The sequence below is a fragment of the Providencia sp. PROV236 genome (genome assembly GCF_033676985.1).
Classification (GTDB): domain Bacteria; phylum Pseudomonadota; class Gammaproteobacteria; order Enterobacterales; family Enterobacteriaceae; genus Providencia; species Providencia manganoxydans.
The window spans coordinates 3,656,600-3,682,490 of the sequence record NZ_CP096297.1; the positions used below are offsets into that span (position 1 = coordinate 3,656,600).

Here is a 25,891-nt window from a genome sequence, read left to right on the forward strand (position 1 = left end):
ATGAAATTGTCACCAAACTTTTATCAAAACCGTGTTTGCCTAAACGTACTTGCTGGCAGCCATCAAAATGCCAAAGATATCTATCAAGCGGCTGAAACTTATGTTGTTGTTGGGGTTTTATCAAAAAACTACCCTGATTTAGACAGTGCCATTGCGGACATGCGTATCTATGCACAAGAGACAGACAATGCCTTGTCTGTTGGCTTAGGGGCTGGTGATCCAAACCAATCAACTATGGTTTCATTAATTTCTAAAGAAATCCAACCGCAGCATGTTAACCAAGTATTTACTGGCGCACCGATTAGCCGTGCGTTACTTGGACAAGATGAAACGTTCGTCAATGCTTTAGTCTCCCCAAGTGGCACTGTTGGTATGGTGAAAATCTCAACGGGCCCACTGAGTTCTCAATCCCCAGAGGGTATTGTACCTGTTGAAACTGCCATTATGATGTTAAAAGATATGGGCGCAAGTTCAATCAAGTTCTTCAATATGAAAGGATTAACTTACATTGAGGAATATAAAGCCGTTGCACAAGCCTGTGCTAAATATGATTTTTCTTTAGAGCCAACAGGCGGCATTGATTTAGAGAATTTCCCACAAATCTTGCAAATTGCCCTCGATGCCGGCGTGAAAAAGATCATTCCACACATTTACAGTTCAATCATTGATAAAGAAAGCGGCAACACCCGCCCAGACGATGTGCGTAAGTTACTAGAAATGGTTAAACAAGCCGTTAAGTAACCTTAAAAAACCGTAAGAAGTCATTCCTTTTAATCCATTAAAAAATAACTGAGAATTTTTTCTAAATAATTCGAGTTGTGGCAAGGCGGCAAAACGAAGACATCCCTAGGAGCATACAAAAGTATGTGACTAGGGTGGCTGAGTGAAGCCAACACAGCCACAGCTTGAAGTATGACGAAAAAATTGGAGTTGGCCGATAAGCCGGGTTCTGTCGTGGACAACCATTCATCTAGGCCAGCACTTGCGCACTGGCTCCAGCAACCTACCCGGGTTCAATGCGGGCCGCACCATATGAACCCCTATTTGGTCTTGCTCCGGGTGGAGTTTACCGTGCCACGAACTGTTACCAGCCGCGCGGTGCGCTCTTACCGCACCCTTTCACCCTTACCTGATCCTGTAAACAGGCCATCGGCGGTTTGCTCTCTGTTGCACTAGTCGTAGGCTTGCGCCTCCCAGACGTTATCTGGCACCCTGCCCTGTGGAGCCCGGACTTTCCTCCCCTCTATCCGTCTCCCCCGAAGGGACTACGATAAAGCAGCGGTTGTCTGGCCAACTCCGAAGCGGATTATAGGCACTTTAGCGACCTATGTATAGGGGTTTATCTTGCTATTCCCCTGCGTTTGCTTGATCAAGCATCAATTTATAAAGGCGATTCTTCTTCAAACCATAAATTTCAGCCGTGATTGCTGCCGCTTTTTTAGGAGGCAACTCTTGCTGCAATAAATTTAATGTGCGGATCACATCAGGTGAAATGTCGTCTTCTTCTATATTCGCTTTATAGCCTTCAACAATCAGAACCATTTCCCCGCGATGGCGGTTTTCATCTTCTTTAATCCATGCTAGCAACTCACCAACAGGCTTGCCCTCTATCGATTCCCACGTTTTGGTAATTTCTCGAGCCAATACAACGTGACGTTCAGCTCCCCACACTTCAACCATGTCTGCTAAACTATCGAGTAAACGATGCGTTGATTCATAAAAAATTAATGTACGCGTTTCATGTTCAAGCGACTTAAGAACATCTTTACGGCCTTTACTTTTTGCGGGCAAAAAACCTTCATAGCAGAAGCGATCAGAAGGTAAACCTGCTGCACTAAGCGCCGTAATTGCAGCACAAGCGCCGGGTAACGGGACAACACGAATACCCGCTTCACGGCAACGAGTGACCAAATGATAGCCGGGATCATTAATTAAAGGTGTACCTGCATCGGAAACTAATGCGATACTATCGCCCTGTTGAAGTCTGTTAATTAATTGATCTGCCTTCTGCTGTTCATTATGATCATGCAAGGCGAACATACGTGTATTGATGGCAAAGTTTTGTAATAACATGCCTGAATGCCGCGTATCTTCGGCAGCGACAAGGTCAACATGTTTAAGAACATCCAGCGCACGTTGCGTGATATCGCCCATATTACCGATAGGGGTAGGCACAATATACAGCGTGGATGCCATAACCACTGCTTGATTAGGTTGATTCATTGTTTCATCCGAATAGCCGGTTTAAAATTAAGCAACTGAAAATACACCACTGGATACAGTATGCGTCCTTCAATTTTTTTGCATGTAAAAAAAGGGTTAGTCTGCACAGCAATGCTATCTACTTTAGTACTGTCAGGCTGCCAACTCACAGGGGATAATAAAGCACCAATCACCCCAACGACACCTGAACAAATTAGCTCTGAAGTGAGTCGTTATCAGTCTATCATTGATTCTGCACAGGGTAAGCCATCCATTGATGTCCTACGCGCTTATATTAGCCAAGAAACATTGCTAACCGAGCCAACAGCTCACCAAGCCAATATTGATGGCACATGGCAAATGTTAACACAAATGACCCCTGAGCAGGTTGATGGGATTGGTTCAGATGAAACAACATTAGCCGGTTGGGTCGATTTACTTGATATTTATCTTAATAATCGTGATGATGCTGCGGCGCTCAAAGCAGGTGTCGATGATTGGAAAGTTCGCTATGCGGGACACCCTGCGGCACAGACTCCCCCTAATCAGCTAATGCAATCTACACAGCCTCCTGTTGGGAAAACCCCTAGAATTGCCCTTTTTCTGCCAATGAGCGGTCAAGGTAAAGTATTTGGTGAAGCCATCATGCAAGGTTTCATGGATGCCCAAAAAGGCTTACCTCAAGCTCCTGCAACCAGAGCTGCATCTACTTCTACTGCTGAACCCGCCAATAATAACGATGTATTAGATCAGATTTATGCGGAAGTCGCTGCCGTAACAGGTAATAGCAGCACAACCAATGATAATGAGATCGTTGATTCTTCATTAAGCATTGCAGCAACACCAACTAATAATGAAAGCGTCAAAGTCTTTGATACTAATGGTAAACAGCTTGCTCAGTTGCTACAACAAGCACAGACTGAAGGCTTTAATTTAGTGGTAGGTCCATTGCTAAAACCTGAAGTTCAAGCCATTACGCAATCAGGCTCACCACTGAGTGTATTAGCATTAAATGAATTAGATGCTGATAAACTGCAACCTCGTCCAAACTTATGTTATTTTTCGTTATCCCCTGAAGACGAAGCCAAAAATGCAGCAAGTCATATGATGGCTGATGGCAAAAGGGCCCCACTAATTTTAGTGCCATCCAATGACTTTGGTCAGCGTATAGCGAAAGCTTTTACCCAAGAGTGGCAATCTAAAGGTGGCTCAACAGTATTGATGCAATCTTTTGGCTCTACCGCTTCATTAAAAGAATCCATAAACCGTGGAGCAGGTATTCGCATGACAGGTACGCCTGTTATCGTTAATAGCCAACCAAAAGCACAATCGATTGATGGTCAAGATTACCCTGCCATTTCTCAACCTGAACCTCAAATTGCTTCATCAGGTTCTATCGATGCAGTGTATATCGTCGCAACACGTGATGAGCTCACTTTGATCAAACCTATGATCGAAATGGCGATTAGTAGCCGTCAACGCCCTGATATTTATGCAAGCTCTCGTAGCAATCAAGCTGGAAATGGTGCTGATTATCGTTTTGAAATGGATGGCGTCAAATTCAGTGATATCCCTCTGCTAGCGGGAGCAAATAATAATTTGCGTAAACAAGCACAGCAGAAATTAGGGAATGATTATTCGTTGTTACGTCTCTATTCTTTGGGAATAGATGCTTGGTCACTCGCAAATAACTACGATCAACTGCAACATAACACTCAATTCCGCCTTCAAGGCGCTTCTGGTGCCTTAACCGTCGATAATAATTGTGTTGTGTATCGTGATCTTCCTTGGTTGCAATTCAGTCAAGGTCAAATCAAATTGGCAAAATAAGCTTGCCTAGCAATTAGGATGATTGCTAACTTTTCAGACAAGGACGTCATGAAACCACTTAAAAAAACATTACAATGGTTAACTGGTCGATACTATGAAAATCAAGTATTGGCCTTCCTGCAACAACAGGGGTTAACATTTGTTGAACGAAACACCAGAAATCGGCATGGTGAAATTGACCTTATTATGCGAGATAAGTCTGGTTGGGTATTTGTAGAAGTCCGTTTTCGTCAAAACAAGCAATATGGAGGCGCAGTAATGTCAGTTGATGCGCACAAACGCAAAAAACTGCTCGCAACTGCGAAATATTGGCTTGCTGAAAGACAAGAAAGCTTCGAAACTACCGCATGTCGTTTTGATATCTGTGCGATTACTGATAGTCAGTTTGAATGGATACAGAATGCCTTTAACGATAGTGAACATGTTGGTTAATTTCACAGGAAAATAAGCAAGTGCTGGATAGAATTAAAGTCTGTTTTACTGAAAGTATTCAAACTCAGATAGCGGCGGCAGAAGCACTGCCAGATGCTATATCACGTGCAGCAATGATGATGGTTCAATCACTGCTTAACGGTAACAAAATTTTGTGCTGCGGCAATGGAGCATCAGCGGCAACAGCACAACGCTTTGCGACGAGTATGATCCATCGGTTTGAAACTGAGCGCCCAAGCCTTCCTGCGCTTGCATTAAACACAGACAATGCCGTTTTAACCGCGATTTCTGGTAGCAAACAGCCAACAGAAATATACGCTAAACAGGTTAGAGCTCTCGGTCAGCATGGTGATGTTTTAATGGCGATCTCAACTCATGGTAATAGCAGTGACATTATCAAAGCCGTTGAAGCAGCAGTAACGCGTGATATGACAATTGTTGCACTGACAGGTTACGATGGCGGTGAACTTGCAGGTCTATTAGGACCTCAAGATGTTGAAATTCGCATCCCATCGCAACGCAGTGTCAGGATCCAAGAGGTCCACCTTCTTACAGTGAATTGTTTGTGTGATCTTATAGATAATACACTTTTCCCCCATCAGGATGATTAAGGAGCAAAAATGCGATTACTCCCAATAGTAGCCATACTCATGAGTATGACAATGCTACAAGGCTGTATCGGTGCTGCCGTAGTGGGTTCAGCTGCCGTTGCCACCAAAAGCGCCACAGATCCACGTACCGTTGGTCAACAGGTTGATGATGGCACACTAGAAGCTCGTGTTAGCGGTCAATTGAATAAAGATAAAGAGATTACAGGTAAAGCACGGATTATTGCGACTGCCTATAAAGGCAATGTTCTACTGACGGGGCAAAGCCCTGATCTATCATGGGCTGAGCGCGCTAAACAAATCGCAGCCAATGTTGAGGGAACCAGTGCCGTCTACAACGAAGTGCGTCAAGGTGAGCCCGTTGATTTAGGCACAGCATCAAAAGATACATGGATAACCACTAAGGTTAAATCTAAAATCCTGACCAGTGACGCTGTGAAATCATCGAGTGTCAAAGTCATTACTGAAAATGGTGAAGTTTTCCTGTTAGGTGTTCTAACCAAACAGGAAGGTGATGCAGCGGCAAAAATTGCCAGTGAAACAGATGGTGTTCGTCGAGTAACGACTGCATTCACTTATCTTAATTAATCATAAACAATAATATATTGTTATAAAATAAAAAGTCATGAGTAAAAATTCATGACTTTTTTATTGTATCGAACCCACGCCATTATTTTTCAGATAATTCCTACCACCAAGAAGGTACATTTGATTCAAGATCCACGCTTGCCTCTTTAATACATAAGAAGACGGTGATTTAACTTTAAACTTATGAGGATTTGGTAAAACAGCAGCTAATAAGGCAGCTTCTTCCATAGTTAGTTGATTTGCTGACTTTTTAAAAAATTGTTTTGATGCCTCTTCTACACCAAAAACACCGTCACCAAACTCCACAATATTCAAATAAACTGTCAATATCCGTGTTTTAGACCACAAAAGCTCCATAATAGGAGTCATGGCAGTTTCTAATCCTTTTCTTATCCAGCTTCGTCCATCCCATAACCATAAGTTTTTCACCGTCTGTTGAGAGATAGTAGACGCCCCTCTTATTGTGGTTTTTTTACTCATATTATGCTTATAAGCTTTCTCTATTGCTTCAAGATCAAAACCCCAATGATGAGGGAAATTTTGATCTTCTGCTGCGATTACAGCCAAATATAAGTAAGGAGAAATGTGATTTTCATCAACCCACTCGGAACGAGAGACATAAGAAAAATTTAATGTTTTCCATGCGGACAACTGCCTTTCTACCATGACAGCCGAAAATGGCACTGGCAAGAATTTAAACGCAATAACGGTTAAAAACCAAAAAGCGATTAATGAAAGCAAAATTCGCTTTAACCAGTGCCATAATCGAGAAATAGGTTTCATCATAGAGTGAATTACGCCATTTCTAATACTTTCTCAACGAGTTTATTAATCCCTATTTCAGCCTCTGAGATTGATTGCGCCAGCATATAAGCAGGTGTTGTTACGACTTTGTTAGTATGATCTACTACAATATTATCCACGCTACAGGTAATATGCTTACCGCCCATTTTTTCAATCTGAGCAATCGTTTCCGGATCATTACCAATCGTTAATTCAACTGAAGTGTTTAGTAACTTAGGTAACATCACCGGAGCAATACACATCAGACCTAGTGGCTTTTTTTGCTGATGCATTTGCCGCACTAAACTTAATAGTTCTTTATTAATTTCACACTCACTTCCACGTGTAGCGAAATCACATAAATTCTTTGCTGCACCAAAACCACCAGGAATTATAAGGGCATCTAGCTTATCAGCCTCTGCGGAAGACAAAGGCGCTATTTTTCCACGTGAAATACGAGCAGCCTCTTCCATTTGATTACGATTATCTGTTTTTGCCTCACCGGTAACATGATTAATAACAGTAGCTTGACTTTCGTTAGGTGCAAAAAAATGGACTTCAGCATTATTTTTACTCAAAGAAAGCATAGTTAATACTGATTCATGGATCTCGCTTCCATCAAAAACACCACATCCACTTAAAATAACCGCAATTGATTTCATATCTTGCTCCATTTGTAGTAAATTATCTCTGTACCGCAAAAAGGGAATAAACATCAATCTTCATCACAGATTTTAATGAATCTTGTAACAAAATCGCTAATATTTGGTATCTTGGTGTTATTCTCTAAAGCAGTAAACAGATTCCAAAGATCTGCCCAGAAAGAAAACCATAGGTAGATCAACGTTTTCCCTGGTGTTGGCGCAGTATTCGCGCACCCCAACTTCGGTTGGGGTTATTTTTTTGTACGTCTATCAACGTAGTTTCTCAAAGTTTCTATATCTGACTTCCAATCCTGCTTCAACTCATCAACCCACTCTTGAACATTATCCCACCAAGCAGGCAATTCAGGAGATTGAATTTGTTGCGCAATTTTTTGTAAGTTTTTCAAACCAACTGAGCCAGCAGCACCTTTAATTTTATGCGCTTCTTCAACAATTCCTTTCTGATCTTTAGCCACCATGTTTGAGTCTAAAATTGCTAAATAACCTGGGATCATCTTCTCAAACACTTCAAGACCATCATAAATTAACTTAGGGCCGACTAACTCCATGTACTGCTCGAGCATCTCACAATCTAAAATAGTATCGTTTTTCTCCATAGAAACCTCTTGTAAGCTATCCTGAGAGGTTTCTTGCGCATGTTCACCCCAGAATTGCTCAATAACCTGTTTAAGCGCTGTAACCGATAGAGGCTTGCTTAAAACACCATCCATTCCTGCATCAAAGTACTCTTGTTTATCTTTCAGCACATTTGCGGTCAAAGCAATTAATGGCGGTAAATCATCTTTGCTATAACGTTGGTTCAACTCACGGGCAATATCCATACCAGTCATATCTGGCAGTTGAATATCCAGTAACACTAAATCATACTCACCCGGTGCAAATAATGATAACGCCTCTTTACCATTCATGGCGACATCCACAGTATTACCCAATTTTTCTAGCACAGAGCATGCCACAACCACATTCAGCTCAATGTCTTCAACTAACAAGATATGCAATGCAGGCAATGGATAATCATCATCATTTTCTTGTGAGTCGATGATTTCTTCTTCAACCACTGGCGCGACAATCGAAAGGGTAAACGTTGAACCTTCGCCAATCTCACTCTCGACTTGAATGTCTCCACCCATATTTTGTGCTAAGCGACGTGATACCGATAAACCGATTCCCGTTCCTGTTGCAGGTTTACCACCAGCACTATCAGTCACTTGATAATACATAGCAAAAATCTTATCCAGCTCATCTTTTGGGATACCAATACCACTGTCTTGAACACGGAAAAACAGTTTATTCTCTCCTTCCCGCCAAATACTTAATTTGACTTCACCTTGCTGAGTAAACTTGACGGCATTACCAATCAAATTCCATAAAATTTGTCGTAAACGTGTACCGTCTGTCAGCACTTTTTCAGGTAATCCAGCTGCCACATCCATAACAAATTTGAGCCCTTTCGGTTGTACCAAAAGGCCACTTAAGTTTTCGAGATCATTAACAAATTCAGGTAACGCAATAGGCTGATTATCCAATTGCACTTTACGACGTTCAATCTTATCCATTTCAATAACGTCATTAAAAATATTACCTAACGTGACTGCACTGACATGGATAGTTTTTAAATAATTCATTTGTTCAGTTGTCAGGTCAGTATCAAGCAAAATACGGCTTAACCCAACAATGCCATTAAGTGGCGTACGCAGCTCATGGCTGATGGTGGAAATAAAGGTGGTTTTATCCCTACTCGCGTTCTCTAACGCTTCTTGATAGCGCTTACGCTCTGTAATATCACGCCCAAAGCCCATAAGCCCATGTCGTTTACCTACACGATCATAAAAAGGCACTTTACGTAATTCAAAACAGGCTTTTCGCCCGTCAGGATAAACCAGCCACTGCTCATAAGTTAACGAAACATTGTGACGGAAGACTTTTTCGTCAGTCTCCATAACTTTGGAAGCAATTTCGACATCGTAAATATCCAATGGCGTTAAACCAACAAGGTGTTTTTCACTTTTACCAGTCAGTAGCTCCATCGCACGGTTACACCCCGAAAACTCATTATTTTCATTACGGTAATAAACCAGATCAGGAGATGCATCAAGAAATGAGCGCAACAGCACCGATTGCTGCTCCAACTCAACTTGGGTTTGCTCTCGATGCTTCATTTCCTGCTTCAGTTGTTCCAATAATTCGAGGTGAGCGCTCTCAGCTTTTTCACGTTCAATAATTTCTTGATTTAATTGCTCAATATTTCCTTGTAATTGGGTATTCAGTTCTGCATCACGTTTCCGCATCACCTCTAATTTATCCACCATGCGGGAGAGGCGTTGCCGAGACTCTTCAAGTTGCTCGACAACTACGGATAAAAAATAAACGGCTAATGGTGTAATAATTAAACCAAAGAAAATAGAGCCTACCAAATCAAGGCTATCAACTTGACCTCGCAATACAATTGTGACGGCCATTTGCATTATCATTGCCAGCACAACTAATGCAGATGCCAGCAAAAGAGAAAACCTGACTAAGCCAAGCTTCATCATGAGATCGACATAATACTGCGCAAGACCACGAAGCACTTTCATAACCACCCCTCAATATGTTCCTTGCTGAATCATATATCAATTAACGCAAACTCGAATAACTGTTGATAAAAAATGTCGATCTTGCGCATCAATCAAGGTGGACTTTTGCTATCCATACCCACTTTAACCATGTTCGATTCATATAACTGATATTAAGAACGTCTATATTCCAAAATAAAATAAGGCGTTACCTAACATGACTTAACCCATATAGACTATCATAACACGGTGATATCTTTTAACTTTCAATGGCATAAGTATTTTTCATATCCATCACCTGTATTATTAATTTTATAAAACAGCAAAAAACAAAATAAAAAACCAATTAAAATTAAAAACACAACATATAAACTTAATTAATAAGTAAAAATCAATAGAGATGCATTAAAAAACCTAAGTTATATAGTGATGTGTATCACAGTATTTCGGAAAACAAGACCTTTATCACAAAAGCATTTTTAGTGACTTTTTCTTTCATAATCAAACAAATGACATTATTTTATATCGCAAATAATGTTTATTACGCATGATTTGACCTAGAAAAAGAATCTCGCTAATTTAAAACCTTACCGTGTACTGCCCTCTCTTATGATGACGTATACATAATCATTATCCCCACTACTGTTTATTTTTATTAAAAATGAAAAACAGCGGCTTATTGACGCTGTTGTTTGGTGTGCGCAGAAGATAGACCACGGTTAATAGTCAACAAATAAATAAATGGATAAGCAATGTTGTAGTCAAGAAGCGATGACGATGGGAGAAGATTCACATGCTGTATAATCGAAAACTAGAAAAAGACAATTGCGGTTTCGGCCTAATCGCTCATATAGAAGGCGAACCTAGTCATAAAATTGTCAGAACGGCGATCCACGCTCTGGCTAGAATGCAGCATCGAGGAGCAATCCTTGCTGATGGAAAAACCGGTGATGGATGTGGATTACTATTACAAAAACCCGATCGTTTCTTTCACTTAGTTGCTGAAGAACATGGCTGGCGTTTAGCGCGCAACTACGCCGTAGGTATGATCTTCCTCAGCCAAGATGAAACCATTGCGGCTGACTGCCGCCGTATTATTGAAGAAGAAATTTTAGATGAAACCCTTGCTATCGTAGGCTGGCGTGAGGTTCCTATTAATCGAGATATCCTTGGGAGTATCGCCCTATCTAGCCTTCCAAAGATAGAACAATTATTTATTAACGCGCCCGCAGGCTGGCGCCCTCGTGATCTTGAAAGACGCTTATTTGTGGCTCGTCGTCGCATAGAAAAACGGATCACCGATAGCGATTTTTATATTTGCAGCCTCTCAAACCTTGTAACGGTTTACAAAGGGCTGTGTATGGCGACGGACTTACCTCGCTTTTTCCCTGATTTAGCTGATCTACGCATGGAGTCAGCGATTTGCCTATTCCATCAGCGTTTTTCAACCAATACCGTACCACGCTGGCCTCTTGCACAACCATTTCGTTACTTAGCACATAATGGCGAAATCAATACCATCACAGGTAACCGCCAATGGGCACGGGCGCGTTCATACAAATTTCGCACGCCACTGATCCCTGATTTACAAACAGCTGCGCCTTTTGTTAACGAAACTGGTTCGGACTCCAGCTCTCTCGATAACATGCTAGAGCTACTACTCAACGGCGGAATGGATCTGATCCGTGCTATTCGCTTATTAGTTCCACCCGCTTGGCAAAATAACCCTGATATGGATGATGATCTCAAAGCTTTCTTTGATTTTAATTCAATGCATATGGAGCCTTGGGATGGCCCTGCGGGTCTTGTTATGTCCGATGGGCGCTATGCTGCTTGTAACCTCGACCGAAATGGCTTACGTCCAGCACGCTATGTGATCACCAAAGATAGACTCATCACTTGTGCTTCTGAAGTCGGGATTTGGGATTACCAACCGGATGAGGTGGTTGAAAAAGGCCGAGTTGGCCCCGGTGAACTCATGCTGATCGATACCCAAGAAGGACGGATCCTTCATAGTGCAGACACAGATAATGATCTAAAAAGCCGCCATCCATATAAGTTATGGCTAGAAAAAAACGTTATCCGTTTAACGCCATATGAATCAATGAAACAAGAGCAAAATGCGGTAGGGCAACGTTCGATGGATAACCAAACACTGGCTACTTATCAAAAACAATTTGCCTATACCAGCGAGGAACTTGAGCAAGTCATTCGGGTGCTTGGTGAAAATGGTCAAGAAGCAACTGGTTCGATGGGTGATGATACACCTTTCGCGGTACTCTCGCAGCGCCCCCGTGTACTCTATGACTACTTTAGGCAGCTATTCGCTCAGGTAACCAATCCCCCGATAGATCCACTAAGGGAAGCACATGTCATGTCACTTGCCACTTGTATTGGTCGTGAAATGAATGTGTTCTGTGAAGCTGAAGGTCAAGCTCATCGGCTCAGTTTTAAATCTCCCATTTTACTCTATTCTGATTTTCAACAATTACATCAACAAGATAGCCGTTATTACAAAATAGAAACGGTTGAAATCACTTATCAGCCTTCGGCTTACTCTTTAAAACAAGCGATTGAACAACTCTGTCAAGAGGCGCAACAAAAAGTACGAGACGGCGCAGTCATGTTAGTCCTTTCTGATCGCCAAATTTCGCCTGAACGCCTACCAATCCCAGCAGCTATGGCTGTGGGAGCCATACAGCATTGTTTAGTCGAAAATAATTTGCGCTGTGATGCTAACCTAATCGTTGAAACCGCCAGCGCGAGAGATCCGCACCATTTCGCCGTACTGCTCGGTTTTGGTGCAACTGCCATTTATCCTTACTTAGCCTATGAATCCTTAGCTGCCATGTCCGAAAGCCAATTATTTGATAAGCCACTCAATAAAGTGCTATTAAATTATCGCAATGGCATCAACAAGGGACTATATAAAATCATGTCGAAAATGGGCATTTCGACAATTGCTTCATACCGTTGTGCTAAGTTATTTGAGGCTGTTGGGCTACATGAAGAAGTCACCCAATTGTGTTTTGATGGCGTTGTTAGCCGAATTAGTGGGGCTAGCTTTAGTGACTTTGAATTAGATTTATTTAATTTATCACGTAAAGCATGGTTACCACGGCTACCTATAGAACAAGGTGGCTTACTCAAATATATGCATAATGGCGAGTACCACGCTTATAACCCTGATGTCGTGAAAACGCTGCAACAAGCTGTGCATAGCGGCGATTACGCTGATTATCTAAAATATGCACAATTGGTAAATAACCGCCCTGCGGCGACATTTCGTGATCTACTGAACTTAAAAACCAACACTAAGGCGATTTCTTTGGATGATGTTGAACCCGAAGAAGCCTTGTTCTCACGTTTCGATACTGCCGCGATGTCGATTGGTGCACTAAGCCCAGAGGCGCATGAAGCATTAGCCATCGCAATGAATACGCTGGGCGGCTTTTCCAATTCAGGTGAAGGTGGTGAAGATCCTGCTCGTTATGGCACACAAAAACGTTCACGCATCAAACAGGTGGCTTCAGGTCGCTTTGGTGTGACCCCTGCCTATTTAGTGAATGCAGACGTTATCCAAATTAAAGTGGCACAAGGTGCAAAACCGGGTGAAGGCGGTCAATTACCCGGTGATAAAGTCACCCCTTATATCGCACGTTTACGTTACTCAGTGCCGGGGGTAACATTAATATCACCGCCACCACATCATGATATTTATTCAATCGAAGACTTAGCACAACTGATTTTTGACCTTAAACAAGTCAATCCTAATGCATTGATTTCCGTAAAACTGGTATCTGAGCCAGGTGTCGGCACTATTGCAACAGGAGTTGCAAAAGCCTATGCAGACTTAATCACTGTTGCAGGTTACGATGGCGGAACCGGTGCTAGCCCTATATCATCCGTTAAATATGCAGGATGCCCGTGGGAACTCGGCCTTGTTGAAACTCAGCAGGCATTAGTCGCTAATGGCTTACGTCATAAAATCCGTTTACAAACCGACGGGGGCTTAAAAACAGGGTTAGATATCATCAAAGCGGCTATTTTAGGTGCTGAAAGTTTTGGTTTCGGGACTGGCCCAATGGTTGCCCTTGGTTGCAAATATTTACGGATCTGCCATCTCAATAACTGCGCTACAGGTGTTGCAACTCAAGATGATACATTGCGCCAACACCACTATCATGGCTTGCCTGAACGTGTGATCAACTACTTCCGCTTTATTGCCAGAGAAACACGCGAACTTATGGCTAAATTGGGTGTTACCAAACTCACTGATTTAATCGGTCGTACTGATTTGCTTGAAATTATTGAAGGCACAACGGCAAAACAAAGCAAAATTAACCTACAGAGCCTATTAGAAACTAGTGAACCTCATGCCGGCGCTGCCGTTTTTTGTACCGAAAACAACCCTCCTTTTGATGAGGGGCGACTTAATCAACGCATTATGCATGATGCCAAACCTTATTTGGATAAAAAACAATCAAAAACCTTTTTCTATGACATTATGAATACCGACCGCTCAATCGGTGCTGCCTTATCAGGTGAAATCGCTCGCCGCTTTGGTGATCAAGGTTTTGCAGCATCGCCATTACAATTTTGTTTTACAGGTACCGCAGGGCAAAGTTTCGGTGTATGGAATGCAGGTGGTGTTGAACTGATTTTAACCGGTGATGCTAATGACTATGTAGGCAAAGGCATGACAGGGGGAATAATCGCGATCCGCCCACCGGTTGGTTCTTCATTTGCAACCCATAAAACCACCATTGCAGGTAACACCTGTTTATATGGTGCCACAGGCGGTAAACTGTATGCCGCTGGACTGGCAGGCGAGCGTTTTGCCGTTCGTAATTCAGGTGCAACCGCGGTCATTGAAGGCATTGGCGATAATGGCTGTGAATATATGACAGGCGGTATCGTGTGTGTACTCGGAAACACGGGGATCAACTTTGGTGCAGGGATGACTGGCGGTTTTGCTTATGTACTTGATGAGGAAGAAAATTTTTCGCGTAGAGTCAATAATGAAATGGTTGAGTTATTATCAGTGAATGATTTACCCATCCATGCAGAACACCTACGCGGGCTAATTACCGAACACGTTCGCTTAACTCACTCAGCTCGTGGTGAAACCATTTTAGCGGACTGGGAAAATTGGGTAAGCCGTTTTGCATTAGTCAAACCAAAATCAAGTGACGTCAATGCACTACTTGGACACCGTAGTCGTTCAGCCGCCGAATTACGCGTTCAAGCACAGTAAGGAGAGAAAAATGAGCCAAAATGTTTATCAATTTATCGACTTACAGCGCGTTGATCCGCCAAAAAAGACGTTGAACGTACGCAAAATTGAATTTGTTGAAATTTATGAACCGTTCAGTGCCATTCAAGCACAAACACAGGCCGATCGCTGCCTTTCCTGTGGCAATCCTTACTGTGAATGGAAATGTCCTGTTCATAACTACATTCCTAATTGGCTCAAATTAGCGAATGAGGGACGTATTATCGAAGCTGCGGAGCTTTCTCATCAGACAAACAGTTTACCTGAAGTCTGTGGGCGAGTGTGTCCCCAAGATCGTCTCTGCGAAGGTGCTTGTACGTTAAATGACGACTTTGGTGCTGTTACCATCGGTAATATCGAACGTTATATAAACGATACCGCATTTGCTATGGGCTGGCGCCCAGACCTATCCCATGTTGTCCCAGTAAACAAACGTGTAGCAATCATTGGAGCAGGACCCGCAGGACTCGCTTGTGCAGATGTATTAGCGCGCAATGGTGTGCAAGCCACGGTCTATGATCGCCACCCAGAAATCGGTGGATTACTCACTTTTGGTATTCCAGCGTTCAAACTCGAAAAGGAAATTATGATCCGCAGAAGAGAAATTTTTACTTCAATGGGGATCGAATTCAAACTCAACACTGAAGTTGGAAAAGATATCTCTTTAAATAGCCTAATCGATGAATATGATGCGGTATTTATTGGCACAGGCACTTATCAATCGACTAAAGGACAATTAGCTAACGAAGATGCTAAAGGTGTTCATGATGCCTTACCTTATCTTATTGCCAATACACGTCAATTGATGGAATTCGACAATCAACCTGATGCGCCTTATATCGACCTTAAAAATAAACGAGTTATCGTACTTGGAGGGGGTGACACAGCGATGGATTGCGTAAGAACAGCTATTCGCCAAGGCGCTAAAAAAGTCAGCTGTGCCTATCGTCGTGACGAAGCAAGCATGCCTGGCTCACCAAGAGAAGTGAAAAATGCCCGTGAAGAAGGTGCTGAATTTCTATTTAACTTACAGCCAATCAGTATTGAAGTTGACCAACAAGGGAATGTCTGTGGCGTAAAGGTCATCAAAACACAGATGGTTACCACCAACGGAGGACGAGCCCAAGCAGAAGCTATTGAAGGCTCAGAATATTTACTCCCTGCTGATGCCGTCATCACTGCATTTGGCTTCCGCCCACACGCGATGCCATGGCTCGCTGATCATGGCGTTCAGTTAGATAATCAAGGGCGTATCATTGCCAATAGTGATGAATTGATGTCTTATCAAACATCAAATCCGAAAATATTTGCTGGTGGTGATATCGTTCGAGGCTCTGATTTAGTGGTGACTGCGATTGCAGAAGGCCGTAAAGCCGCTGATGGTATATTGTGTTTTATGGGTGTTTAACGTAAAAAGGCAGAGGGGTATCCTCTGCCTAACATTTTTGAGACCCAATACTACTTGATAACTCGAAGAGACGGCCGACCTTTCGGGGGTGGCGTTGGTTCATCATCAGATGATGAATGTTCATCGCTCTCGGGTTCAGACTCATGAACTAACGTGATGCCTTCTGCCGGATTGCTCTCAACCACTTCAAGCTCCGCAGATTGTTGCTCTTCATAAGCGGTTTCAGGTTCAAACATCATACCCGCACCGTTTTCGCGTGAATAAATTGCAATAATCGCGGCCATCGGAACATATACCTGACGAGGTACGCCGCCAAACCGCGCATTGAAGCGGACTTCGTCATTGGTGATCTCAAAGTTGCCTACAGCACGTGGGGCGACGTTCAAAACAATTTGTCCATCACGCGCAAATTCCATTGGAACGAGGGTATTTGGAACTGTGACATCAACCACCAAATGCGGTGTCATATCATTATCGAGCAGCCATTCATAATGTGCTCGTAATAGATAAGGGCGTCGAGGTGTCATAGGCGCCATTTCCATCATGCCACTTAGCCTCGTGCCGAAAGACGCATTTCGCGTTCTAATTCAGTTAATGAAGCTAAGAATGCATCACGTTCGAAAACGCGCTGCATATACATTTGCAGATGTTTGCTGCTAGATGGTTTTAGCTCAATACCAAGTACTGGCAAACGCCATAATAGTGGCGCTAAATAACAATCAACTAAGCTGAATTCATCACTCATAAAGAAAGGCATTTCAGCAAAAACAGGAGAAACAGCGATGAGTTCTTCAGCCAATTGGCGACGTGCATTATCCGCTTCTTGTGCAGTACCCTTCTCAATTTTGCTCATCAAAGAGTACCAATCTTTTTCTATACGATGCATCAGTTGGCGACTTGTACCGCGCGCAACCGGATAGACAGGCATCAATGGAGGATGAGGGAAACGCTCATCAAGATATTCCATGATAATATGTGGGTCATATAGGGTCAGATCACGATCAACAAGAGTAGGCACACTCTGGTATGGGTTTAGATCAATCAGGTCTTGAGGCAGATGACCTTGTTCGACATGCTCAATCTCAACGCTAACCCCTTTTTCAGCCAAAACAATACGGACTTGATGACTAAAAATGTCGGTTGGGCCTGAAAATAATGTCATTACCGAACGTTTATTAGGAGCGACAGCCATTAAAACCTCCAAGTTGCATAAAAATGAGCTAAACTGTAACTGATTTGCAATCATTACCTGTTTGCCCATTAAAATCCCCTGTGCCAAAACCTTCATTTATCCTTAATGAAAGCCAGCACAACCCTCTCGCATTAATACAGCGAGAAATTAGAAAATAAAAAGCAGTCGCATATTCTAGCAGATTTTGTACAACTTAGGGTGACACAGATGAAAAAATCATAACTAAATATTACTTAATTTATATCGATAACCACATTTTAGACTATTACACTAAAAATATAAAATCATTCAGTCTAAAAACCCTAAACAAGGCTCCAAGGTTGTCATGGATTATCTAGACAGTATAGATAAAAATAACCTTCTCTTAATTATATTCCCTTTTTATTTAATTTTTTAACACTGCACAAGTAAAATTGCCGTTGCATAACCTAGCGGTTAATTTGTTCCTCCATTGAATTATGCACGATCGTGTTTTCAGTCATGTGACACTATCAGAAATACTCTCGAAGAATTTTAATTCTGGATCAAAGTATCACTTACGCAAAGCATTACTAACGCATTTATGTGCCAAAAATATTATCTAGAAACCAATCATTCTTTCAAGATGAAGAGGTGAGACGCATAGATAGAGTGTATTACTTACTGAGCTTAATAATCATAAATTACAGCCAATAAAAAACCCGCCATAAAGACGGGTTTTTTCATCAATTTTATGCCCAAAAGGCAATAAATTAACGTTTGGAGAACTGTGGACGACGACGTGCTTTACGCAGACCCACTTTCTTACGTTCAACAGAACGCGCATCACGGGTAACAAAACCAGCTTTACGCAGATCAGAACGAAGAGTCTCATCATAAGCCATCAGTGCACGAGTGATACCGTGACGGATTGCGCCAGCTTGACCTGAAATACCACCACCTTTAACAGTGATGTACAGATCCAGTTTTTCCAACATTTCAACCAACTCTAGCGGCTGACGAACTACCATGCGCGCAGTTTCGCGACCAAAGTATTGTTCCAGTGTACGCTGATTGATTGTGATGTTACCGCTACCCGGCTTAATAAAGACACGAGCAGATGAGCTTTTGCGGCGACCAGTGCCGTAGTATTGATTTTCAGCCATTGCTTATAATCCCGATTAAATGTCAAGAACTTGCGGCTGTTGAGCCGCGTGGTTGTGCTCATTACCTGCGTAAACTTTCAGTTTACGGTACATTGCACGACCCAGAGGTCCTTTTGGCAACATGCCTTTAACCGCGATTTCAAGCACACGCTCAGGATTGCGAGCAATCATTTCTTCGAAAGTTGCTTGCTTGATCCCACCTACATGGCCAGTGTGGCGATAGTAGATTTTGTCTTCGCGTTTTTTGCCGGTAACAGCAATTTTTTCTGCATTCAGAACGATGATGTAATCACCAGTATCCACATGCGGAGTATATTCCGCTTTATGCTTACCGCGCAGACGGCTAGCAATTTCAGTTGCAAGACGGCCTAAAGTTTTGCCATCTGCATCAACAACATACCAGTCGCGTTTTACGGTTTCTGGTTTAGCTGTAAAAGTTTTCATTAAAACTTACCCAATATTAAAGTTACACGTTGGTGAACACTCATGTTCATAAACTTTGTGAGGTTCACACGACTCTTGTCCAGCAAACCCACCCCTTCGAGCAGCCTAGCCGGCATTATGCGAAATTTCTTGGGAAATAAAAAATATCGCTGTAACGTGGGGTCGCAAGATTATAGAGAAGTCAGCAACAAAAATCGACCCCCAAACACATTTTTTTCATTACATTAAGAAGATTCGCTGCCTTTTTGTACAAATACCGATCATCTCTATATTCTATATACTCTAAAATACTCTAAATAATTCGAGTTGCAGGTAGGCGACAAGTGAAGATAGTCGGGGAACATAGATAAACTATGTGTCTCGGCTAGCTGAATGTAGTCAACACCGCTGCAACTTGAAGTATGACGAGTATATCATTTAAGATAAATGCGGTATTGTTAAATATTCTTCACTTTGCATCTCTTGCAAACGTGATAAGCAACGCTGGTATTCGAACGTAAGCAAACTACCTTGATAAATCTGTTTCATAGGCACTTGCGCATTAATAATCAGCTTTACTTTACGCTCATAAAACTCATCAACGAGGGCGAGAAAGCGTCGAGCCGAGTTTTCTTCTTTAACGCCTAGAGCGGGGACGTCATACAACAAAACGGTATGATAGCAATTCGACAGATAGATATAGTCATTTTGACTACGAGGTTCTTCACAAAGCGCTTTAAAGCTAATCGCTAACACGCCTTCTGCGGAGCTTATCGCCTGCATTTTACGGTGGTTTACATCCAAAACAGGATTTTGTTGCCCCTGCTTACCCGCTAATTTAATAAAGGTTTCATTTAAATGCTGACGACTTTCATCATTAATTGGATAAAGATAAAGATGCGCTTGGGTCAATGTACGTAAACGGTAGTCAACGCCTGCATCAACATTCATGACTTCACAATATTTTTTAATTTGCTCAATCGCAGGTAAAAAACGGGCACGTTGCAAGCCATTTCTGTAAAGATCATCAGGGATAATATTTGATGTGGCGACTAATGCGATACCACGCGCAAATAACCCTTCAAGTAAGGTGCCTAATATCATGGCATCCGTAATGTCAGAAACAAAAAATTCATCAAAACACAAAATATCGGTTTGCTTTTTAAATTCATCGGCAATGATATCTAATGGGTTTTCTTGCCCTTGCAAAGCCATCAAGTCTTCTTGGACTTTTTTCATAAATCGATGAAAGTGCAAACGCAGTTTGCGGTCACCCGGTAAGCTTTCATAGAACATATCCATCAGCCACGTTTTACCACGCCCTACGCCACCCCACATATATAGCCCTTTCACAGGCTCTTGTGTATTGACATGTTTTTTACCTAGCAAACGACCTAAACGCTCCTTTAAACCCGAAGGCTTCTCATTTTGTTCATTTGAAGAGGATGTTGCGACCAACTGTAGATAAATTTCATTTAAACGTTCAACAGCACGCTTCTGTACGTCATCAGGCTGATAGTTACCTTCAGCAAGGGCTTGTTGATAGCGCATAATGGGGGTCATCGGCGACATTAACTGAATAATCCTTAAAAAATTTTCGGTTTTTTTACCGTTATATGGTATACACTGGCTCCATTATAACCAGATTCATTTATTATTTAACGTTTAGTTAACGAGTACTGTACTCGATATCATTTGAGATGCAGGTAGGCGGCTAGCCAAAAGAGACCGCGAGCATAGATAAACTCTGTGAATCAGCTAGCTGAGGGGCGCTACCATCCCCTAACGGAAAGCCCTACATCTTGAAGAATGACGAATATAAAAGAGTAAGAAATTTTGCCTTAGTATTCCACTCGTTAACAGGTATAATAATAAATAGCCAAGCTTAATTTCTGCGAACAGTGAAGTAAACGAAGGAGTCAGCATGACCTGGGAGTATGCACTAATTGGACTAGTTATTGGTTTCATTATCGGCGCATTAGTCGTTCGTTATGGAAACCCAAAACTTCGCCAACAAAAGACAGCACAAGCTGAATTAGACAAAAAAAGCACGGAACTAGAAGAGTATCGTAAAGAGCTCGTTGGCCACTTTGCTCGCAGTGCTGAGCTACTTGATAATATGGCCCGTGACTACCGTCAGCTATATCAACATATGGCACAAAGCTCTTCTGAACTGATGCCAGATATGCCAGCGCAAGATAATCCGTTTAATTATCGCCTAACAGAGTCAGAGGCTGATAATGATCAAGCGCCAGTCAAAATGCCACCAAGAGATTACTCTGATGGTGCATCAGGCCTATTTCGTCCTATCGACGAAAAAGAGAAGTAATCTATTCTATTCACCAGTAGCTCCACTTACTGGTGAATAGCTCAGTAATTCAATACCAAATATCGTTTTCCATATACATAAAAACAACATATTTAATGCTATAAAATCATCGATTAAATATAGTCAACGCGATATGATTTCATTTGAAATATTTCTTTTTATTTCAAAAATGTATAGAAATTAAAACCCCATCAACATGTCATGTAAATAGATGTAAAAGAATGGATATTCACTATCCGTTATCTGAACTTTTGCGCATAATCCATGGTCATAGTTATCAGCAAATATCGTGATTAGTGTAGCTCAGCTACAACCTGATAAGTTTTATTCTTGAGAGAATCTACGGAATGATGAAAAGAAAAAATTTCTTTCTCACTGCTGCGGCAATGAGTCTAGGGTTATCCCTTTCAGTATTACCTTCTGTAAGCAGTGCGGCTTTACCAGCAACATTACCTGCGACCGCACAAAGCCAGAATATGCCTAGCTTGGCACCTATGTTGGAAAAAGTTCTGCCTGCTGTTGTTAATATCCATGTGTCAGGTACTCGAGTACAAAACCAACAGATCCCTGAAGAGCTGAAATTCTTTTTTGGCCCAAATGTTCCTTCACAACAACAAAGTGTTAGACCATTTGAAGGTTTAGGTTCTGGTGTCATCATTGATGCAGCACAAGGCTATATCCTAACCAATAACCATGTTATTGATGGCGCGGATAAAATCCAAATTCAGTTAAATGATGGACGTGAAATTGACGTTAAACTGATTGGTAAAGACGCACAAACTGACATTGCCCTACTAAAAATCAGCAATGCAAAAGATATCAAAAATCTAACCGCGGTTAGCATGGCTGATTCTGATAAATTACGTGTTGGTGATTTCGCTGTTGCGGTTGGTAACCCATTTGGTTTAGGCCAAACTGCAACTTCTGGGATTATTTCAGCGCTAGGTCGTAGTGGTCTAAACCTTGAAGGGTTAGAGAACTTTATCCAGACAGATGCTTCAATTAACCGTGGTAACTCAGGTGGTGCGCTGGTTAACCTCAATGGTGAATTGATCGGTATTAATACTGCAATATTAGCGCCGGGTGGCGGTAATATCGGTATCGGTTTCGCTATCCCAAGTAATATGGCGAAAAACCTCAGTGAGCAGCTTATCAAGCATGGCGAAGTGAAACGCGGCATTTTAGGTATCAAAGGTACTGAAATGAATTCCGATATCGCTAAAGCATTCAATATCGATGCGCAACGTGGCGCATTCGTTAGTGAAGTATTGCCTAAGTCTTCTGCTGCTAAAGCCGGTATCAAATCAGGTGACGTATTAGTATCTGTTGATGGTAAACGCATCAATAGTTTCGCTGAATTAAGAGCCAAAATTGGTACGAGCCAAATTGGTAAAGAAATCACCATTGGTCTGATCCGCTCAGGTAAACCATTGGATGTTAAAGTCGTTTTAGAAAATGACGAAGGCGAAGCAACAAAAGCAGAAAAATTGAGTGAGTCGCTACTTGGTGCAACATTATCTAATGCGACCATCAACAACACTAAAGGTGTGCAAATTGACAGCGTAGCGCCTAAATCCCCTGCTGCCGCAGTCGGTTTAGTTAAAGGTGACTTGATCTTTGGTGTGAACGATGTTCGTGTTGAAAATATTGAACAGTTCCGCAAAGTGATTGAAGGTAAACCACCTGTTCTGGCAATGAAAGTACTACGTGGTGGTGAAACACTGTACTTGCTGATGAAAAACTAATTTTGCCTTATATACTCTAAATAATTCGAGATGCAGGTAGGCGACAAGTGAAGATAGGCGGGGAGCCTAGATAAACTCTATGACTCGACTCGCTGAGTGTAGTCAACAACCCTGCAACTTGAAGTATAACGAGTATAAACGCTAAATTGTTCGAGTCGCAGCTAGGCGACAAATAAGCGACGTCAATAACGCTGCGACTCGAAGTATGATGCGTATAAAGGAGTACAACAGGTACAGTACCCACTGCTGTACCTGTTTTTTTATGCTATGCTCAAGTTCCCTTTATTAACAAGCTGAAATTCGATATCTATGGTCAAAAAGCTTCTCTGGGCAGCCATGTTAGGCCTATTAACCGCCTTAATTATTATTGTTGCGGTTCCCTCTTTACGTCCCCAAGGGCTAGCAGACTTGCTTTACGGTAAAATAGATAGTGAACCCGTCAGTTACAACAAAGCGGTTCGCAAAGCAGCGCCTGCTGTTGTATATGTCTACAGCAGCTCTAAAGGGAGTTTCTCGCAGTCTGGCCGCGAGCTGAAATCCCTCGGTTCAGGTGTGATCATGAGCTCAAATGGCTATATTATCACCAACAAACATGTTGTTGATAATCCAGACCAAATCCTCGTTGCACTTCAAGATGGCTCTATCTTTGATGCCTTGCTAGTTGGCTCAGATGCGTTAACTGATCTAGCCGTGCTAAAAATCGAAGCTGAAAATCTTCCTGTGATCCCAATTAATAAGTTACGCATTACCCACGTCGGCGATGTCGTACTGGCGATTGGTAACCCATACAACATAGGTCAAACCGTCACACAAGGGATCATTAGTGCGACAGGAAGAGTCGGCTTAAGCTCTACTCGCCGACAAAATTTTCTACAAACTGATGCATCAATTAATTCAGGCAACTCAGGTGGGGCATTGATTAACAGCGAAGGTGAACTTGTAGGAATTAATACGCTTTCATTTAGTGCAGGCCAAGGCTTCAGTTCTGAAGGTCTCAGTTTTGCTATACCGACTGCTCTTGCCACCAAGATCATGGAAAAATTGATCCGTGATGGCCGAGTGATCCGTGGTTACATTGGGATCACCGCACGTGAACTACCGCAAATTAGAACCAATAATAACAATATCGATCAGATCCAAGGTTTGCGTGTTTTCCAAGTTGCTGCTAATGGGCCAGCCGCTAAAGCAGGCATTTATCAAGGTGATATTATTTTATCTGTCGATGGTAAACCCGCAGTTTCCGCCGCCGAAACAATGGACTTAGTCGCTGAAATTCGCCCCGGTAGCAGAGCTTCTGTCAAAATCTTACGTAATGGTGAAGTCAAAGATATTAATGTCATCATTGAAGAGCTTCCTGAAGAGCCTGCGGGATAACCTGCGCTCCAAGATCAAAAAAGTTGTTCACTATGGAACAACTTTTTTGTTTTTAACTCAGAAAATCAAATTGCTTAATCTTCCGATTTCACTCGCTGGATATTCGCCCCTAAACCACGAAGCTTATCTTCAATGTGCTCGTAGCCACGGTCGATATGATAGATACGGTCGACTGTCGTGGTACCTTCAGCAATACACCCAGCAATCACCAAACTAGCAGAAGCACGCAAGTCTGTTGCCATCACTTGTGCACCGGTCAGTTTCTCAACGCCATGGCACAATACGGTATTACTTTCAATTTCAGCGTGCGCCCCCATACGGATAAGCTCTGGAATATGCATAAAACGGTTTTCAAAAATCGTTTCAGTGATCATCCCAGCACCTTCAGCAACAAGGTTCAATAAGCTGAATTGAGCTTGCATATCCGTTGGAAAACCTGGATGTGGTGCCGTACGTAAAGTAACTGCTTTAGGGCGCTTACCTTCCATATCCAAGCTGATCCAGTCTTCTCCGACTTCAATTTTTGCACCTGCTTCACGCAATTTTGCTAACACAGCATCTAGGGTATCAGGACATGCATTGCGGCAAACTACTTTTCCTTTCGAGACGGCGGCGGCTATTAAGAAGGTGCCTGTTTCGATACGGTCAGGTAGCACACGATAAGTACCGCCGCCTAAACGCTCAACACCTTCAATCACGATACGGTCTGTGCCCGCACCTGTGATTTTAGCGCCTAGAGTATTTAAAAAGTTCGCCGTATCTTCAATTTCAGGCTCACGAGCCGCATTTTCGATAGTGGTTGTGCCTTCCGCTAAAGTTGCCGCCGTCATAATTGAAACGGTAGCCCCAACGCTGACTTTATCCATCACAATGCAAGCGCCTTTCAAACGGCCTTTAACGGTCGCTTTCACATAACCGTCTTCTAAAACAATATGCGCACCTAGCTGCTCAAGTCCTGAGATGTGTAAATCAACAGGACGCGCACCAATTGCACAGCCGCCGGGTAATGAAACTTCACCATGTCCAAAACGAGCAACTAAAGGTGCCAATGCCCAAATAGAAGCACGCATGGTTTTCACCAAATCGTAAGGAGCACAGTATTCTGTAACATTAGTGGCATCAACAAAAATTGAGCCATTACGCTCCACTTTAGTGCCTAATTGGTTCAAAAGCTTGATCGTCGTGTCAATGTCCCTAAGTTTAGGTACATTTTGTATTTCTACTGGTTCTTCAGCCAGCAACGCAGCGAACAGAATTGGTAGTGCGGCATTTTTCGCACCTGAAATTGTTACCTCACCCTCTATACGGGTAGGGCCTTTAACTAAAAATTTATCCATTCGGTTACTCTCGTATTTTTA

At 42.3% G+C, this 25,891-nt stretch carries 20 protein-coding genes and 1 other RNA gene; 10 read left to right on the plus strand and 11 right to left on the minus strand.

The window, feature by feature from the left end; genetic code table 11:
- Nucleotides 1-741, plus strand: coding sequence for a KDGP aldolase family protein (locus M1E96_RS16835; protein WP_318707924.1), 741 nt, complete (start codon nt 1-3; stop codon nt 739-741).
- A 181-nt stretch (nt 742-922) separates the two neighbouring features.
- On the opposite strand, the gene rnpB is transcribed toward M1E96_RS16835, so the two are convergent.
- Nucleotides 923-1,298, minus strand: an RNA gene (gene rnpB / locus M1E96_RS16840) — RNase P RNA component class A.
- A gap of 49 nt (nt 1,299-1,347) precedes the next feature.
- Entirely contained in the window at nt 1,348-2,223 is an 876-nt protein-coding gene (gene rsmI, locus M1E96_RS16845) for a 16S rRNA (cytidine(1402)-2'-O)-methyltransferase (protein WP_369427219.1), read from the minus strand.
- A 60-nt stretch (nt 2,224-2,283) separates the two neighbouring features.
- Between rsmI and M1E96_RS16850 the strand changes: the two genes are divergently transcribed.
- Genes M1E96_RS16850 through dolP form a run of 4 tightly spaced genes read left to right on the plus strand, consistent with a single transcriptional unit; the run spans nt 2,284 to nt 5,660 of the window.
- Nucleotides 2,284-4,032: a penicillin-binding protein activator gene (locus M1E96_RS16850; RefSeq protein WP_319067420.1), complete on the plus strand. Its 1,749-nt coding sequence runs from the start codon at nt 2,284-2,286 to the stop codon at nt 4,030-4,032.
- A gap of 48 nt (nt 4,033-4,080) precedes the next feature.
- The gene (locus M1E96_RS16855) at nt 4,081-4,464 is read left to right on the plus strand and encodes a YraN family protein (protein WP_272580708.1); all 384 of its coding nucleotides are present in this window, start codon (nt 4,081-4,083) and stop codon (nt 4,462-4,464) included.
- A gap of 20 nt (nt 4,465-4,484) precedes the next feature.
- Nucleotides 4,485-5,075, plus strand: a complete 591-nt coding sequence (gene diaA, locus M1E96_RS16860) for a DnaA initiator-associating protein DiaA (protein WP_070928925.1) — start codon at nt 4,485-4,487, stop codon at nt 5,073-5,075.
- 9 nt (nt 5,076-5,084) lie between these two features.
- Nucleotides 5,085-5,660, plus strand: coding sequence for a division/outer membrane stress-associated lipid-binding lipoprotein (gene dolP, locus M1E96_RS16865; RefSeq protein ID WP_070928926.1), 576 nt, complete (start codon nt 5,085-5,087; stop codon nt 5,658-5,660).
- A 60-nt stretch (nt 5,661-5,720) separates the two neighbouring features.
- Here dolP and mtgA read toward each other — a convergent pair whose 3' ends face one another.
- The 3 genes from mtgA to arcB all read right to left on the minus strand — a co-directional run bounded on the left by mtgA (nt 5,721) and on the right by arcB (nt 9,684).
- On the minus strand, nt 5,721-6,446 hold the full coding sequence (gene mtgA / locus M1E96_RS16870) for a monofunctional biosynthetic peptidoglycan transglycosylase (protein ID WP_070928927.1): 726 nt from the start codon (nt 6,444-6,446) through the stop codon (nt 5,721-5,723).
- A gap of 8 nt (nt 6,447-6,454) precedes the next feature.
- The gene (gene elbB / locus M1E96_RS16875) at nt 6,455-7,105 is read right to left on the minus strand and encodes an isoprenoid biosynthesis glyoxalase ElbB (protein ID WP_272580709.1); all 651 of its coding nucleotides are present in this window, start codon (nt 7,103-7,105) and stop codon (nt 6,455-6,457) included.
- A 233-nt stretch (nt 7,106-7,338) separates the two neighbouring features.
- On the minus strand, nt 7,339-9,684 hold the full coding sequence (gene arcB / locus M1E96_RS16880; RefSeq protein WP_140180919.1) for an aerobic respiration two-component sensor histidine kinase ArcB: 2,346 nt from the start codon (nt 9,682-9,684) through the stop codon (nt 7,339-7,341).
- A 772-nt stretch (nt 9,685-10,456) separates the two neighbouring features.
- Here arcB and gltB point away from each other — a divergent pair.
- Together gltB and M1E96_RS16890 are read left to right on the plus strand one after the other, a co-directional pair.
- Nucleotides 10,457-14,920 (plus strand): glutamate synthase large subunit, encoded by a 4,464-nt coding sequence (gene gltB, locus M1E96_RS16885; RefSeq protein ID WP_272580710.1) that lies wholly within the window; start codon nt 10,457-10,459, stop codon nt 14,918-14,920.
- A gap of 10 nt (nt 14,921-14,930) precedes the next feature.
- On the plus strand, nt 14,931-16,346 hold the full coding sequence (locus tag M1E96_RS16890; protein WP_272580711.1) for an FAD-dependent oxidoreductase: 1,416 nt from the start codon (nt 14,931-14,933) through the stop codon (nt 16,344-16,346).
- A 50-nt stretch (nt 16,347-16,396) separates the two neighbouring features.
- Here M1E96_RS16890 and sspB read toward each other — a convergent pair whose 3' ends face one another.
- The 5 genes from sspB to zapE form a co-directional block, all read right to left on the minus strand.
- Entirely contained in the window at nt 16,397-16,888 is a 492-nt protein-coding gene (gene sspB, locus M1E96_RS16895) for a ClpXP protease specificity-enhancing factor (RefSeq protein WP_070929017.1), read from the minus strand.
- A gap of 8 nt (nt 16,889-16,896) precedes the next feature.
- Nucleotides 16,897-17,538 carry a stringent starvation protein SspA gene (gene sspA, locus M1E96_RS16900; RefSeq protein ID WP_070929018.1) on the minus strand — a complete coding sequence of 214 codons (642 nt, stop codon included), beginning with the start codon at nt 17,536-17,538 and terminating at the stop codon, nt 16,897-16,899.
- A 731-nt stretch (nt 17,539-18,269) separates the two neighbouring features.
- Nucleotides 18,270-18,662 (minus strand): 30S ribosomal protein S9, encoded by a 393-nt coding sequence (gene rpsI / locus M1E96_RS16905; protein ID WP_004258235.1) that lies wholly within the window; start codon nt 18,660-18,662, stop codon nt 18,270-18,272.
- A gap of 15 nt (nt 18,663-18,677) precedes the next feature.
- Nucleotides 18,678-19,106 (minus strand): 50S ribosomal protein L13, encoded by a 429-nt coding sequence (gene rplM / locus M1E96_RS16910; RefSeq protein ID WP_070928932.1) that lies wholly within the window; start codon nt 19,104-19,106, stop codon nt 18,678-18,680.
- Nucleotides 19,107-19,523: 417 nt separating this feature from the next.
- Entirely contained in the window at nt 19,524-20,657 is a 1,134-nt protein-coding gene (gene zapE, locus M1E96_RS16915) for a cell division protein ZapE (protein WP_319067432.1), read from the minus strand.
- Between the two features lie 352 nt (nt 20,658-21,009).
- Here zapE and zapG point away from each other — a divergent pair, with 352 nt between their 5' ends.
- The 3 genes from zapG to degS all read left to right on the plus strand — a co-directional run bounded on the left by zapG (nt 21,010) and on the right by degS (nt 24,533).
- The gene (gene zapG, locus M1E96_RS16920; protein WP_070928933.1) at nt 21,010-21,414 is read left to right on the plus strand and encodes a Z-ring associated protein ZapG; all 405 of its coding nucleotides are present in this window, start codon (nt 21,010-21,012) and stop codon (nt 21,412-21,414) included.
- A gap of 350 nt (nt 21,415-21,764) precedes the next feature.
- Nucleotides 21,765-23,159: a Do family serine endopeptidase gene (locus M1E96_RS16925; protein WP_272580744.1), complete on the plus strand. Its 1,395-nt coding sequence runs from the start codon at nt 21,765-21,767 to the stop codon at nt 23,157-23,159.
- 309 nt (nt 23,160-23,468) lie between these two features.
- Nucleotides 23,469-24,533 (plus strand): outer membrane-stress sensor serine endopeptidase DegS, encoded by a 1,065-nt coding sequence (degS, locus tag M1E96_RS16930; protein ID WP_272580713.1) that lies wholly within the window; start codon nt 23,469-23,471, stop codon nt 24,531-24,533.
- Nucleotides 24,534-24,607: 74 nt separating this feature from the next.
- Here the strand turns inward: degS and murA are convergent, their stop codons facing one another.
- On the minus strand, nt 24,608-25,870 hold the full coding sequence (gene murA, locus M1E96_RS16935) for a UDP-N-acetylglucosamine 1-carboxyvinyltransferase (protein WP_272580714.1): 1,263 nt from the start codon (nt 25,868-25,870) through the stop codon (nt 24,608-24,610).
- Between the last annotated feature and the right edge of the window lie 21 nt (nt 25,871-25,891).

Coding starts and splice junctions, on each gene's coding strand:
- dolP (WP_070928926.1), top strand. CDS start 5,085: ATGCGATTACTCCCAATAGTAGCCATACTCATGAGTATGACAATGCTA.
- sspA (WP_070929018.1), bottom strand. CDS start 17,538: ATGGCTGTCGCTCCTAATAAACGTTCGGTAATGACATTATTTTCAGGC.
- zapG (WP_070928933.1), top strand. CDS start 21,010: ATGACCTGGGAGTATGCACTAATTGGACTAGTTATTGGTTTCATTATC.
- rpsI (WP_004258235.1), bottom strand. CDS start 18,662: ATGGCTGAAAATCAATACTACGGCACTGGTCGCCGCAAAAGCTCATCT.
- M1E96_RS16835 (WP_318707924.1), top strand. CDS start 1: ATGAAATTGTCACCAAACTTTTATCAAAACCGTGTTTGCCTAAACGTA.
- rplM (WP_070928932.1), bottom strand. CDS start 19,106: ATGAAAACTTTTACAGCTAAACCAGAAACCGTAAAACGCGACTGGTAT.
- elbB (WP_272580709.1), bottom strand. CDS start 7,105: ATGAAATCAATTGCGGTTATTTTAAGTGGATGTGGTGTTTTTGATGGA.
- zapE (WP_319067432.1), bottom strand. CDS start 20,657: ATGTCGCCGATGACCCCCATTATGCGCTATCAACAAGCCCTTGCTGAA.
- rsmI (WP_369427219.1), bottom strand. CDS start 2,223: ATGAATCAACCTAATCAAGCAGTGGTTATGGCATCCACGCTGTATATT.
- degS (WP_272580713.1), top strand. CDS start 23,469: ATGGTCAAAAAGCTTCTCTGGGCAGCCATGTTAGGCCTATTAACCGCC.
- arcB (WP_140180919.1), bottom strand. CDS start 9,684: ATGAAAGTGCTTCGTGGTCTTGCGCAGTATTATGTCGATCTCATGATG.
- mtgA (WP_070928927.1), bottom strand. CDS start 6,446: ATGATGAAACCTATTTCTCGATTATGGCACTGGTTAAAGCGAATTTTG.
- M1E96_RS16855 (WP_272580708.1), top strand. CDS start 4,081: ATGAAACCACTTAAAAAAACATTACAATGGTTAACTGGTCGATACTAT.
- sspB (WP_070929017.1), bottom strand. CDS start 16,888: ATGGAAATGGCGCCTATGACACCTCGACGCCCTTATCTATTACGAGCA.
- M1E96_RS16890 (WP_272580711.1), top strand. CDS start 14,931: ATGAGCCAAAATGTTTATCAATTTATCGACTTACAGCGCGTTGATCCG.
- murA (WP_272580714.1), bottom strand. CDS start 25,870: ATGGATAAATTTTTAGTTAAAGGCCCTACCCGTATAGAGGGTGAGGTA.
- M1E96_RS16925 (WP_272580744.1), top strand. CDS start 21,765: ATGAAAAGAAAAAATTTCTTTCTCACTGCTGCGGCAATGAGTCTAGGG.
- M1E96_RS16850 (WP_319067420.1), top strand. CDS start 2,284: ATGCGTCCTTCAATTTTTTTGCATGTAAAAAAAGGGTTAGTCTGCACA.
- gltB (WP_272580710.1), top strand. CDS start 10,457: ATGCTGTATAATCGAAAACTAGAAAAAGACAATTGCGGTTTCGGCCTA.